General features: G+C 60.4%; 10 protein-coding genes. All 10 read right to left on the minus strand.

Translation table 11 applies throughout. The features are described 5' to 3' along the window. Positions 1-3 precede the first annotated feature (3 nt). The 10 genes from ispD to lpxB all read right to left on the minus strand — a co-directional run bounded on the left by ispD (position 4) and on the right by lpxB (position 13310). On the minus strand, positions 4-714 hold the full coding sequence (ispD, locus tag HX805_RS30515; RefSeq protein WP_003219291.1) for a 2-C-methyl-D-erythritol 4-phosphate cytidylyltransferase: 711 nt from the start codon (positions 712-714) through the stop codon (positions 4-6). Beyond that, complete coding sequence (gene ftsB / locus HX805_RS30520) at positions 711-989, minus strand: cell division protein FtsB (RefSeq protein WP_003219292.1); 279 nt, start codon at positions 987-989, stop codon at positions 711-713. The genes ispD and ftsB overlap by 4 nt, the downstream gene beginning before the upstream one ends. Before the next feature lie 171 nt (positions 990-1160). Next, complete coding sequence (gene eno, locus HX805_RS30525) at positions 1161-2450, minus strand: phosphopyruvate hydratase (protein WP_003219294.1); 1290 nt, start codon at positions 2448-2450, stop codon at positions 1161-1163. A gap of 156 nt (positions 2451-2606) precedes the next feature. Continuing rightward, a complete protein-coding gene (kdsA, locus tag HX805_RS30530; protein ID WP_003219295.1) occupies positions 2607-3452 on the minus strand; it encodes a 3-deoxy-8-phosphooctulonate synthase in 846 nt (281 codons plus the stop codon). A gap of 5 nt (positions 3453-3457) precedes the next feature. Then, a complete protein-coding gene (locus HX805_RS30535) occupies positions 3458-5089 on the minus strand; it encodes a CTP synthase (RefSeq protein WP_003219298.1) in 1632 nt (543 codons plus the stop codon). A gap of 273 nt (positions 5090-5362) precedes the next feature. After that, on the minus strand, positions 5363-6682 hold the full coding sequence (gene tilS / locus HX805_RS30540; protein WP_177117592.1) for a tRNA lysidine(34) synthetase TilS: 1320 nt from the start codon (positions 6680-6682) through the stop codon (positions 5363-5365). Positions 6683-6857: 175 nt separating this feature from the next. Continuing rightward, positions 6858-7805, minus strand: coding sequence for an acetyl-CoA carboxylase carboxyltransferase subunit alpha (locus HX805_RS30545; RefSeq protein ID WP_003219302.1), 948 nt, complete (start codon positions 7803-7805; stop codon positions 6858-6860). A 139-nt stretch (positions 7806-7944) separates the two neighbouring features. Next, positions 7945-11466: a DNA polymerase III subunit alpha gene (gene dnaE / locus HX805_RS30550; RefSeq protein WP_177117593.1), complete on the minus strand. Its 3522-nt coding sequence runs from the start codon at positions 11464-11466 to the stop codon at positions 7945-7947. Positions 11467-11541: 75 nt separating this feature from the next. Continuing rightward, positions 11542-12174, minus strand: coding sequence for a ribonuclease HII (gene rnhB, locus HX805_RS30555; RefSeq protein WP_003219305.1), 633 nt, complete (start codon positions 12172-12174; stop codon positions 11542-11544). After that, positions 12171-13310, minus strand: coding sequence for a lipid-A-disaccharide synthase (lpxB, locus tag HX805_RS30560; RefSeq protein WP_218167462.1), 1140 nt, complete (start codon positions 13308-13310; stop codon positions 12171-12173). Before lpxB ends, rnhB begins: the two co-directional genes overlap by 4 nt.

Consider the following 13310-nt stretch of genomic DNA (forward strand, 5'->3'; position numbering starts at 1 on the left):
CCGTCAGGAAGACTGGAAAGTCCGACGCTGGCGCAGCCATTCAAGGTCTTCCGGGCGCGTGACCTTGAGGTTGTCGGAACGGCCTTCGATCAGGCGAGGCGCATGCCCGGCCCATTCCATGGCCGAGGCTTCGTCGGTGATGACCACGTCCGAGACCAGGCTGTCGGCCAAGGCCCGGTGCAGCGCGCCAAGGTGGAACATCTGCGGGGTGTAGGCCTGCCAGATCGGCGTGCGATCAACCGTTTCCAACACGCGCCCGTGCTTGTCGGCGCGCTTGAGGGTGTCCCGCGCCGGCACGGCCAGCAGCCCGCCCACGCTGTCGTCGGCCAGTTCAAAGAGCAACTTGTCCAGGTCATCGCGGCTGAGGTTCGGCCGGGCGGCGTCATGCACCAGCACCCAATCGTCATCGCTCGCGCCCTGGCCGTGCAGGTAAAGCAAGGCATTGAGGACCGAACCCGAGCGCTCTTCGCCGCCGTCAACGCGCACAATGCGTGGGTCGGTGGCGCAAGCCAGGGTCGGCCAGTAAGGGTCATCCATCGCAACGCTGACCACCAGCCCCTTGAGGCCCGGATGATCGAGGAAACAGCCAAGGCTGTGTTCGAGAATAGTGCGCCCACCCAATTGCAAGTACTGCTTGGGACGGTCCGCGGCCATACGGGCACCCACGCCCGCGGCAGGAATCACGGCCCAGAAGGCCGGTGACGAAATGCTCATTGGGCCAACTGGTAGAGGGTTTCGCCCTCCTTGACCATGCCCAACTCATGGCGAGCCCGCTCTTCAACGGTCTCCATGCCTTTTTTCAATTCAAGTACTTCGGCATCGAGCACGCGATTGCGCTCCAGCAACACCTCGTTTTCGGCGTGCTGTGCGGCAATTTGCTGGGTCAGTTCGGTGACCTGCGCCAAGCTGCCATTCCCCACCCAAAGGCGGTACTGCAGGCCAGCCAGCAGCAAGAGCAAGACGAGGAACAACCAATTGGGACTGCGCATCGAATATCGGGTATCCAGTGAAAAAAGACAGCCATGCAAAATTTTTGCAGCAACTGATAGCACGAAGCCTGGAATAACCAGGCTTGTGCTTGTTAGTCATGAGATTAGCGCCGAAATTCACGCTGCCGTGATTTTTCCGACGTAATCCGCTGACCTTTTACCATTTAACAATCAGCCGCGAAACTCGCTGCGACCGTTGTACTTGGCTTTGCCGCCCAGTTGCTCTTCGATACGCAGCAATTGGTTGTACTTGGAAACGCGATCGGAACGGCACAGGGAACCGGTCTTGATCTGCCCAGCCGAAGTGCCCACGGCCAGGTCGGCAATGGTCGAGTCTTCGGTTTCGCCGGAGCGGTGGGAGATCACGGCGGTGTAGCCCGCAGCCTTGGCCATCTGGATGGCTTCCAGGGTTTCGGTCAGGGTGCCGATCTGGTTGAACTTGATCAGGATCGAGTTGGCGATCTTTTTGTCGATGCCTTCTTTCAGGATCTTGGTGTTGGTCACGAACAGGTCGTCGCCCACCAGCTGGATCTTCTCGCCGATCTTGTCGGTCAACACTTTCCAGCCAGCCCAGTCGGACTCGTCCAGGCCGTCTTCGATCGAGATGATCGGGTAGCGCTCGGTCAGGCCCTTGAGGTAGTCAGCAAAACCTTCCGAGGTGAAGACGTGGCCTTCGCCGGACAGGTTGTACTTGCCGTCTTCGTAGAATTCGCTGGCCGCGCAGTCCAGGGCCAGGGTCACGTCGGTGCCCAGCTTGTAGCCAGCGTTGGCCACGGCTTCGGAGATCACTTTCAGTGCGTCTTCGTTGGACGCCAGGTTCGGCGCGAAACCACCTTCGTCACCCACTGCAGTGCTCAGGCCACGGGCCTTCAGCACAGCCTTGAGGTGATGAAAAATCTCGGTGCCCATGCGCAGGCCTTCGGAGAAGGTCTTGGCGCCAACCGGCTGCACCATGAATTCCTGGATGTCGACGTTGTTATCAGCGTGCTCGCCACCGTTGATGATGTTCATCATCGGAACCGGCATCGAGTAGACACCCGGAGTGCCGTTCAGGTTGGCGATGTGGGCGTACAGCGGCAGGTCCTGGTCCTGTGCAGCGGCCTTGGCAGCGGCCAGGGACACGGCGAGGATGGCGTTGGCGCCCAGGCTGCCTTTGTTTTCGGTACCGTCGAGCTTGATCATCGCGTGATCGAGGGCTTTCTGGTCAAGTGGATCCTTGCCCAGCAGCAGGTCGCGGATCGGGCCATTGATGTTGGCCACCGCCTTGAGTACACCCTTGCCCAGGTAACGGCTCTTGTCGCCATCACGCAGTTCCAGTGCTTCGCGGGAACCTGTGGAAGCACCGGACGGCGCGCAGGCGCTGCCGATGATGCCGTTATCGAGAAGCACGTCGGCTTCGACGGTAGGGTTGCCACGGGAGTCGAGAACTTCACGACCTTTGATGTCGACGATTTTTGCCATTGTTGTAAACACTCCAAAGTTGACGAAAACGACGCAGCTGAAGGAAATCTTTTGACCGACCGCAAGGGTGGAACAACGGGCAGGCTTGCAGGCGACAAGGCTCAGGCCTGCGGGCCTGAGCGTAAAGCGAGGGAAAGTCTACCGGAGAAATGGCGCTTACGCGGTCTCTACCGTCGGAAAACTCTTGACCAGGTCGTCCAACTGCTTCAACTGGGCCAGGAATGGCTCCAGCTTGTCCAGGCGCAGGGCGCATGGGCCGTCGCACTTGGCGTTGTCCGGGTCCGGGTGGGCTTCCAGGAACAAACCTGCCAGGGACTGGCTGATGCCGGCCTTGGCCAGGTCCAGTACCTGGGCACGGCGCCCGCCAGCGGAATCGGCGCGACCACCGGGCATTTGCAGCGCGTGGGTCACATCGAAGAACACTGGGTATTCGAACTGTTTCATGATGCCGAAACCGAGCATGTCCACCACGAGGTTGTTGTAGCCGAAGCTCGAACCACGCTCGCAGAGGATCAACTGGTCGTTACCCGCTTCCACGCACTTGTTCAGGATATGTTTCATTTCCTGAGGCGCGAGGAACTGGGCTTTCTTGATATTGATCACAGCGCCGGTCTTGGCCATCGCGACCACGAGGTCGGTCTGGCGCGACAGGAAGGCCGGCAACTGGATGATGTCGCACACCTCGGCAACCACGGCAGCCTGCTCAGGCTCGTGGACGTCGGTGATGATCGGCACGCCGAAGGCTTGCTTGATGTCCTGGAAGATCCGCATGCCTTCTTCAAGGCCCGGGCCGCGGTAGGAGGTCACGGACGAACGGTTGGCCTTGTCGAAGCTGGCCTTGAATACGTAGGGGATACCGAGTTTCTCGGTCACCTTCACGTACTCTTCACAGACCTGCATCGCCATGTCGCGGCTTTCCAGCACGTTCATGCCGCCGAACAGCACCATGGGCTTGTCGTTGGCAATCTCGATGTCGCCTACGCGAATGATCTTCTGGGCCATCAGGTTTACGCCTTCTTCTGATGTTGCGTCAGTGCTGCTTTAACGAAGCCGCTGAACAACGGGTGACCGTCGCGCGGGGTCGAGGTGAACTCCGGGTGGAACTGGCAAGCCACGAACCATGGATGATCCGGTGCTTCAACCACTTCAACCAGCGCGCCATCACCGGAACGACCGGAGATTTTCAGGCCGGCTTCCATGATTTTCGGCAGCAGGTTGTTGTTCACTTCGTAGCGGTGACGGTGACGCTCGACAATCACGTCCTTGCCGTAGCAATCGTGAACCAGGGACCCCGGCTCCAGCAGGCAATCCTGCGCGCCGAGGCGCATGGTGCCGCCCAGGTCGGAGGCTTCGGTACGGGTTTCGACGGCGCCGGTGGCATCTTCCCACTCGGTGATCAGGCCCACGACCGGATGGCCGCTGGTGCGATCGAACTCGGTGGAGTTGGCGTCTTTCCAGCCCATCACGTTACGAGCGAACTCGATGACCGCCACTTGCATGCCCAGGCAGATACCCAGGTACGGCACCTTGTTCTCACGAGCGTACTGGACGGCAGTGATCTTGCCTTCCACGCCACGCAGACCGAAGCCGCCCGGAACCAGGATGGCGTCAACGCCTTCCAGCAACGCGGTGCCCTGGTTCTCGATGTCTTCGGAGTCGATGTAGCGCAGGTTGACCTTGGTACGGTTGCTGATGCCCGCGTGGCTCATCGCCTCGATCAGCGACTTGTAGGCGTCCAGCAGCTCCATGTACTTGCCGACCATGGCGATGGTGACTTCATGCTCAGGGTTGAGCTTGGCGTCGACCACGGCTTCCCACTCGGACAGATCGGCGCCGCCACACTGCAGGCCGAAGCGCTCGACGACAAAATCATCCAGGCCCTGGGAATGCAGGATGCCCGGGATCTTGTAGATGGTGTCGGCGTCTTCCAGGGCGATTACCGCACGTTCTTCAACGTTGGTGAACTGGGCGATCTTGCGACGGGACGCGATGTCGATCGCGTGGTCGGAGCGGCACACCAGCACGTCCGGCTGCAGGCCGATGGAACGCAGTTCCTTGACCGAGTGCTGGGTAGGCTTGGTTTTGGTTTCGCCGGCGGTGGCGATGTACGGCACCAGCGTCAGGTGCATCAGCATCGCGCGCTTGGCGCCGACTTCGAAACGCAACTGGCGGATGGCTTCGAGGAACGGTTGGGATTCGATGTCACCCACGGTGCCACCGATCTCGACCATCGCCACGTCGGCATCGCCTGCACCCTTGATGATGCGGCGCTTGATTTCGTCGGTGATGTGCGGGATCACCTGGATGGTTGCACCCAGGTAGTCACCACGGCGCTCCTTGCGCAGCACGTGCTCGTAGACACGGCCGGTGGTGAAGTTGTTGTTCTGGGTCATGGTCGTGCGGATGAACCGCTCGTAGTGGCCCAGGTCCAGGTCGGTCTCGGCGCCGTCGTGGGTGACGAACACTTCACCGTGCTGGAACGGGCTCATGGTGCCCGGGTCAACGTTGATGTACGGGTCCAGCTTGAGCATGGTGACCTTAAGTCCCCGCGCCTCCAGGATGGCCGCCAATGAAGCGGAGGCAATGCCTTTCCCCAATGAAGAAACAACACCGCCCGTGACGAATATGTAGCGCGTCATGAAAAACCCTAGAAGTCTGCGTTAAAGCGGTCCGAGCCGCCGGGGAAAGCGAAGGAAGGCCGAAGCCCCCGATCACCTGCATTAATCACAGTGCACCTTTCAAAAAAACCGCCGCGTTGTGACAGACCAGCAATGAAACACCGGTACGTTGATCGCTACACATTTTTTGGAATCGCCCAGCAAAGACTGCTTGGTAATCGGCAACTGCTGCGATTCAGGCGAATCCACAGAAGTTGTATCAAGAAGGGAGCGTAGTCTACCGGAAAGGCTCTATCAGCTCAAACCTTGATCGCAGGTTGGTGGCATCCAATGTAATTGCCAGCCGGTACCGCCACCCGCCGCAAGCCCCGGCAGGTTGGCCACAGCCAGCAATTTCTGGCCCTGATACAGCAGCGGCAATCTGCCACGGATGAAGCCTGGTACCGCACTTTCGTTAAGCAAGCGCTTCAGGTCGCGCCGGCCCCGGCCTGGCAATTCCATGATTTCACCGCCCTGGCGATAACGGATGCTCAGGGGGCCTTCGGGTGCACTGCCGCTGAAGCGCACTTGGCCGTTACCGGGTAACTGTAGTGGGTTTTGCGGGTGCGGCCAGCTCACCGATGCGTCAGAAAATTCCGACCAACTGGCAGGTAACCACCAGATAAGCCCACCACAACGGTGCAATTGACCGTCGGCCAGGCGCCACAGTGGCTGTGCATCGTGTTTGGCGTCGCGCAAGGTCGCCCAGCCGGTCCAGTGGTCACTGTCGGGCAAGCGTGTCAGCGGTGTCAGCCAGTGCCTAAGTGCGTTGCGCTGGCGGGCCTCGGAGAGCGCGGCAAGCGGTTCAAGGGTCAGCGAAGGCAATGCCAGCCAGGGAAACACCGGGTGCTGGCTGGCGGCCAGCAGGTCCATCTGCGCCAGTTCGTCGAGCAAGCCCTGGGCTTCGCTCAAGTGTTCAGCGCTGCGGGCCATGGTGCTGACGGCCTGGGGCCAACGTTCGGTCAACTGCGGGAAAACATGGTGGCGCAGGTAATTGCGGGAGAAACGCGGATCAGCGTTCGACGGGTCTTCGATCCAGGTCAATTGATGTTCACGGGCGTAGGCTTCAAGCTCGGCGCGAGACACATCCAGCAAGGGTCGCACCAGATAGCCATCTGCCAAAGGGCGCTGCGCGGGCATTGCCGCCAGGCCACGCACGCCAGCCCCACGCAACAGCCGAAACAGTAAGGTTTCTGCCTGATCGTCACGGTGCTGGCCCGTGACCAGCAACTCCCCTGCCCCGGTGAGCTCGGCAAACGCCTGATACCGCGCGTCACGGGCCGCGCGCTCCAAGCTTGCACCTTGTTGCACTTGCACGCGGATCACCCGCAGAGGCACGCACAAGGCGTCGCACACGAACTGGCAATGGGCCGGCCACGCATCCGCCGCAGCTTGCAGCCCATGATGAACATGGATAGCGCTGAGTGGCGGGAGCTTGTCGATTTTGGCCAGCGTGGCCAGGAGGTGCAGCAGGACGGTGGAGTCGAGGCCGCCGGAGAAGGCGATGTGCCAGGCCGGGGCGTTGCGCCAGGGGGCGAGGATTTGCAGGAGCTTGGCGGTTAAGGTGGGCTTCATAGCAAAGTACGCCATCAAACTGGAATGCGGTAACCAGCATACACAAGGCAAATGTGGGAGCGGGCTTGCTCGCGAATGCAGTGTGTCAGTCGCCAACTATCTTGACTGAATCACCGCCTTCGCGAGCAAGCCCGCTCCCACACAAGCCAGCTCCCACATTTAGTAACGCGTCGGCTTAGAGACCGTAGCTCATCAGTCGCTCGTAACGACGGGCCAGCAGCGCCTCGTTGTCGAACTTCTTGAGCATCGCCAGCTGCGAGCTGAGTTCGGCACGAATGGTCGCGGCAGCGGCAGCCGGGTCACGGTGGGCGCCGCCCAATGGCTCGGCGATCACTTTATCCACGATACCCAGGCCTTTCAGGCGATCGGCAGTGATGCCCATGGCTTCCGCGGCATCCGGTGCCTTCTCGGCGGTTTTCCACAGGATCGAGGCGCAACCTTCCGGCGAGATCACCGCGTAGGTGGAATATTGCAGCATGTTCAGCTGGTCGCAGACGCCAATCGCCAATGCGCCGCCGGAACCGCCTTCGCCGATCACGGTAGCGATGATTGGCGTCTTCAGGCGCGCCATCACCCGCAGGTTCCAGGCAATCGCTTCGCTCTGGTTGCGCTCTTCAGCGTCGATACCCGGGTAGGCGCCCGGAGTGTCGATGAAGGTCAGGATCGGCATCTTGAAGCGCTCGGCCATTTCCATCAGGCGGCAAGCCTTGCGGTAGCCTTCAGGGCGCGGCATGCCGAAGTTGCGGCGGACTTTCTCGCGCACTTCACGGCCTTTCTGGTGACCGATGACCATCACTGGCTGGTCGTCCAGGCGAGCGATACCGCCCACGATGGCGGCGTCGTCGGAGAAGTGACGGTCGCCGTGCAGCTCATCGAACTCGGTAAAGATATGGTCGATGTAGTCCAGGGTGTACGGACGGCGCGGGTGGCGGGCCAGGCGCGCGATCTGCCAGCTGGTCAGCTTGCCGAAGATGTCTTCGGTAAGCGTGCTGCTCTTGTCTTGCAGGCGAGCGATTTCATCGCCGATATTCAGCGAATTGTCATTGCCGACCAGGCGCAGCTCTTCGATCTTGGCTTGCAGGTCAGCGATCGGCTGTTCGAAATCAAGAAAATTCGGGTTCATAAGCGTCCGTCTTGGGTCGACGGCCAAGGAGTGCCTGGCCAGCCGGTTGTCTATTCGCGCCCTACCTTAAGGGAGAGGCGCGGTTAGGTCGAGATTAAATGTTCGGTCGAGATCAGGCGATCTTCGTACTGCCTGACCGTCAACGGTATTGGAGGAAGACGTTGTCACGCCCGAACTGGTCACGCAATGCTTGAATCAAGCCATCGGCGGGGTCAATTCGCCACGTCTCACCAAACTGCAACATCGCCTTAGCGTCGTTGCCGGTGTACTCCATGGTCACCGGGCAGGCGCCACGGTGGCGTTTAAGCAAGTCACCCAACCAGCGTAGCTGATCGCCCTTGAGCGCATCGGTCCTGACCTTCAGGCGCAGGCTTTCGGCCAGGTTGGTGCGTGCATCTTCCATGCTCATCACGCGCTTGATCCGCAGGCGCAGGCCGCCGGAGAAGTCGTCGTTGCTGACCTCCCCTTCCACCACCACCATCGCGTCGGTCTGCAACAGCGACTGGGCGGAATGGAAGGCATCGGCAAACAGCGAGGCTTCGATCCGGCCCGAGCGGTCGTCTAGGGTGATGAAACCCATCTTGTCGCCTTTTTTATTCTTCATCACCCGCAGCGCGATGATCATGCCTGCGACGGTCTGGGTATCCCGCGCCGGCTTCAGGTCGATGATGCGCTGGCGGGCGAAACGCCGGATTTCACCTTCATATTCGTCAATCGGGTGACCGGTGAGGTACAGGCCCAGGGTGTCTTTCTCACCCTTGAGGCGCTCCTTGAGGGTCAGGTCCTTGGCCTTGCGATGGTTGGCGTAGACGTCGGCATCTTCTTCGACGAACAGCCCCCCAAACAGGTCGGCGTGGCCGCTGTCGTGGGTGCGTGCGGTCTGCTCGGCGGCCTTGATCGCTTCTTCCATGGCGGTCAGCAATACCGCGCGGTTGCGGTCGATATTGGCCTGGTACGCCTTCGGCTCATCATGGAAGTACGGGCCCAGGCGATCCAGGGCGCCGCTGCGGATCAAGCCATCCAGAGTACGTTTGTTGATGCGCTTGAGGTCGACCCGGGCGCAGAAATCGAACAGGTCCTTGAACGGCCCGTCCTGACGCGCTTCGGTAATCGCCTCCACCGGGCCTTCGCCCACGCCCTTGATCGCGCCGAGGCCATAGATGATGCGGCCTTCGTCGTTCACCGTGAACTTGAACTCGGAAGTGTTCACGTCCGGCGCGTCGAGGCGCAGCTTCATGGTGCGCACTTCCTCGATCAAGGTCACGACCTTGTCGGTGTTGTGCATATCCGCAGACAGTACCGCCGCCATGAACGGCGCCGGGTAGTGAGCCTTCAGCCACGCAGTCTGGTAAGACACCAGGCCATAGGCGGCAGAGTGGGATTTGTTGAAGCCGTAACCGGCGAATTTTTCCACCAGGTCGAAGATGTTACCGGCCAGGTCGGCATCGATGTTGTTGGTGGCGCAACCTTCAATGAAGCCACCGCGCTGCTTGGCCATTTCCTCGGGCTTTTTCTTACCCATGGCTCGACGCAGCATGTCCGCGCCGCCGAGGGTATAGCCGGCCATGACCTGGGCAATCTGCATCACCTGTTCTTGATACAGGATGATGCCGTAGGTCGGTGCCAGTACCGGCTTGAGACCTTCGTACTGGTAGTCGGAGTGCGGGTAAGCCAGCTCGGCACGCCCGTGCTTACGGTTGATGAAGTCATCCACCATGCCCGATTGCAAGGGGCCCGGACGGAACAGGGCCACCAGTGCGATCAAGTCTTCCAGGCAGTCGGGCTTGAGCTTTTTGATCAGCTCTTTCATGCCGCGGGATTCAAGCTGGAACACGGCCGTGGTTTCGGCTTTTTGCAGCAGGCTGTAGGTCGGCTTGTCATCCAGCGGGATAAACGCGATATCCAGCGGTGGCTCATTGACCTTGGCGCGGTCGCGGTTGATGGTCTTCAGCGCCCAGTCGATGATCGTCAGGGTACGCAGGCCGAGGAAGTCGAACTTCACCAGGCCGGCCGCCTCCACGTCGTCCTTGTCGAACTGGGTTACCAGGCCGTCGCCTTCTTCGTCGCAATAGATCGGCGAAAAGTCGGTCAGCTTGGTAGGCGCGATTACTACACCACCGGCGTGTTTACCGACGTTACGCACCACGCCTTCGAGCTTGCGCGCCATGTCCCAGATTTCGGCCGCTTCTTCATCGACCTTGATGAAGTCCCGCAGGATTTCTTCCTGCTCGTAGGCTTTTTCCAGGGTCATGCCGACTTCAAACGGAATCATCTTCGACAGGCGGTCAGCCAGGCCGTAGGACTTGCCCTGCACCCGGGCCACGTCGCGAATTACCGCTTTCGCCGCCATGGAACCGAAGGTGATGATCTGGCTTACTGCGTTGCGCCCGTATTTCTCGGCCACGTACTCAATAACCCGGTCGCGACCATCCATGCAGAAGTCGACGTCGAAGTCGGGCATCGATACCCGTTCCGGGTTAAGGAAACGTTCGAACAGCAGGTCGTATTCCAGCGGGTCGAGGTCGGTGATCTTCTGCACATAGGCCACCAGCGACCCGGCACCCGATCCACGGCCTGGGCCCACTGGCACGCCGTTGCTTTTGGCCCACTGGATAAAGTCCATTACGATCAGGAAGTAACCGGGGAACCCCATCTGGATAATGATATCCAGCTCGAAATTCAGCCGGTCGACGTAGACCTGGCGCTTGGCTTCATAATCTTCAGTGGTGTCCTTGGGCAGCAGGACGCTCAGGCGTTCCTCCAAACCGTCGAACGAGACCTTGCGGAAATACTCGTCGATGGTCATGCCATCGGGAATCGGGAAGTTGGGCAGGAAGTGCTTGCCCAGCTTCACTTCAATATTGCAGCGCTTGGCAATTTCGACGGAGTTTTCCAGGGCCTCGGGCAGGTCACTGAACAGCTCGGCCATTTCATCGGCGCTTTTGAGGTACTGCTCTTCGCTGTAGTTTTTCGAGCGGCGCGGATCGTCCAGCGCCCGGCCTTCGCCGATGCATACGCGGGTTTCGTGGGCCTCGAAGTCTTCCTTCTTGATAAAGCGCACATCGTTGGTCGCCACCAGCGGCGCGCCAAGCTTTTCAGCCAGGGCCACAGCGGCGTGCAACTGCTCTTCATCGTTGGGGCGGTTGGTGCGCTGGATTTCCAGGTAGAAACGGTTGGGGAACACCTCCATCCACTCACGGGCGAGCACTTCAGCCTCATGAGGATTGCCGCCCAACAGCGCGATACCGATTTCACCCTCTTTGGCCGCCGAGAGCATGATCAGCCCTTCGCTGGCTTCGGCCACCCACTCGCGCTCGATGATGATCGAGCCATTGCGCTGGCCATCGATAAAGCCACGGGAAATCAGTTCGGTGAGGTTGCGATAACCCACGCCGTTCATCGCCAACAGGCTGATGCGGCTCAGTGGGTTATCCGGGTCCTTGTTCGACAGCCACAGGTCGGCACCGCAGATCGGCTTGATGCCGGCGCCCATGGCGGCCTTGTAGAACTTGACCAGGGAACACATGTTGTTCTGGTCGGTCACCGCCACGGCAGGCATGTTCATGCCCACCAGGGTTTTGACCAGGGGTTTGATCCGTACCAGGCCGTCGACCAGGGAGTATTCAGTGTGCAGGCGCAGGTGAACGAATGAAGCCGGCATAGTGATCCTGTACAAAACGTGGAGACAACAAGGCCCGGATTGTACCGGGCCTTGGCAAAAACATCAGCCTTGCTGCTAAACCTCGATCAGGCTTTCCCGAGCCTCGAAAGCCTGGCGAACCGGGGCAAACGAGCGGCGGTGGATCGGGGTCGGGCCCAGGCGAGCCAAAGCTTCCAGATGAACGGGCGTTGGATAGCCTTTGTGCCCGCCGATGCCGTAGCCGGGATAGATCAATTCGAAAGCCGCCATTTCACGGTCACGGCTGACCTTGGCCAGGATCGATGCAGCGGCAATCGCCGGCACTTTGCTATCACCCTTGACCACCGCTTCTGCGGGCATCGTCAGCTTCGGGCAGCGGTTGCCGTCGATCATCGCCATTTTTGGCGTGATATGCAGGCCTTCAATGGCGCGCTGCATGGCCAGCATGGTGGCGTGCAGGATGTTCAGTTTGTCGATCTCTTCGACTTCAGCGCGGGCGATGTGCCAACTCAGGGCTTTCTCGCAGATCTCGTCGTAGAGTTTTTCGCGACGGGCTTCGGTGAGTTTCTTCGAATCGTTGAGGCCAAGGATCGGACGGTTTGGATCGAGAATCACCGCGGCGGTGACGACTGCGCCGCACAGCGGGCCGCGTCCGACTTCGTCAACACCGGCAACCAGGTCAAGGGCATCGGCGACCAGGCTGAAATCCAGGCCCATTTGCGTCTTCATAGGGTTTCCTGCTTATGACCGATCAACGTCAGCACGGCATCCGCCGCCTGGTTCGACGCATCACGGCGCAAGGTGCGGTGAATTTCGTCGAAACCACGGGTCTGCTCTTCGCCACCGTCGATCAACGGGAAAAGGGTTTGCGCCAGGGCTTCAGGCGTCGCATCGTCCTGCAACAACTCGGGCACCAACAGACGTTGGGCCAGCAAATTCGGCAGGGAGATGTAGGGGCTTTTGACCATACGCTTGAGAATCCAGTAGGTCAGCGGCGCCAGGCGATAGGCAACGACCATTGGGCGCTTGTAGAGCAAGGCCTCAAGGGTCGCGGTGCCGGAGGCGATCAGCACCGCATCGCACGCCGCCAGTGCCAGGTGCGAGCCCCCGTCGAGCAGGGTCAACGGCAAGTTGCGCCCTACAAGCAATTCTTCAATTTGTGCACGGCGCTGAGGACTGGCGCATGGCAATACGAAGCGCACACCCGGCTTCAGCGCCTGCAGGCGTTCGGCTGCATCAAAAAACAGCGCGCCGAGACGACCGACTTCGCCGCCACGGCTCCCCGGCATCAAGGCCACCAGCGGACCTTCGGGCAAACCCAGTTCGGCACGCGCGGCAGCACGGTCGGCCTGCAGAGGAATGGTATCGGCCAGGGTGTGCCCTACAAACCGCACCGGCACGCCCTTCTCTTCGTAGAACCTGGCCTCGAAGGGCAGCAGGGTCAGCATCAGGTCGCAGCCTTCGCGAATCTTGAGCACGCGCTTTTGCCGCCACGCCCACACGGACGGGCTGACGTAATGCACGGTCTTGATCCCGGCCTGACGCAATTTGAGTTCGATATTGAGGGTGAAGTCCGGCGCGTCGATTCCGATAAAGACGTCGGGCTTTTCTTCGATCAGGGTCTGGATCAGCTTTTTGCGACGGGCCAGCAGCTCGCGCAAACGGCCCAGCACCTCCACCAGCCCCATGACCGACAAGCGTTCCATAGGGAAGTAGGACGTCAGGCCTTCAGCCTGCATCAACGGACCGCCGACACCGATGAATTCAACCGCCGGATGCTGGAGCTTGAGGGCCCGCATCAGGCCTGCACCGAGAATATCGCCGGAAGCTTCTCCGGCCACCAACGCTATACGCAGCCTGGCCAT

This window comes from Pseudomonas sp. G5001 (genome assembly GCF_013385475.1).
Lineage (GTDB): Bacteria > Pseudomonadota > Gammaproteobacteria > Pseudomonadales > Pseudomonadaceae > Aquipseudomonas.

Bases quoted from the DNA above. Each gene is read 5' to 3' on its own strand.
- ispD (WP_003219291.1), bottom strand. From the start codon at position 714: ATGAGCATTTCGTCACCGGCCTTCTGGGCCGTGATTCCTGCCGCGGGC.
- ftsB (WP_003219292.1), bottom strand. From the start codon at position 989: ATGCGCAGTCCCAATTGGTTGTTCCTCGTCTTGCTCTTGCTGCTGGCT.
- eno (WP_003219294.1), bottom strand. From the start codon at position 2,450: ATGGCAAAAATCGTCGACATCAAAGGTCGTGAAGTTCTCGACTCCCGT.
- kdsA (WP_003219295.1), bottom strand. From the start codon at position 3,452: ATGGCCCAGAAGATCATTCGCGTAGGCGACATCGAGATTGCCAACGAC.
- HX805_RS30535 (WP_003219298.1), bottom strand. From the start codon at position 5,089: ATGACGCGCTACATATTCGTCACGGGCGGTGTTGTTTCTTCATTGGGG.
- tilS (WP_177117592.1), bottom strand. From the start codon at position 6,682: ATGAAGCCCACCTTAACCGCCAAGCTCCTGCAAATCCTCGCCCCCTGG.
- HX805_RS30545 (WP_003219302.1), bottom strand. From the start codon at position 7,805: ATGAACCCGAATTTTCTTGATTTCGAACAGCCGATCGCTGACCTGCAA.
- dnaE (WP_177117593.1), bottom strand. From the start codon at position 11,466: ATGCCGGCTTCATTCGTTCACCTGCGCCTGCACACTGAATACTCCCTG.
- rnhB (WP_003219305.1), bottom strand. From the start codon at position 12,174: ATGAAGACGCAAATGGGCCTGGATTTCAGCCTGGTCGCCGATGCCCTT.
- lpxB (WP_218167462.1), bottom strand. From the start codon at position 13,310: ATGGCCAGGCTGCGTATAGCGTTGGTGGCCGGAGAAGCTTCCGGCGAT.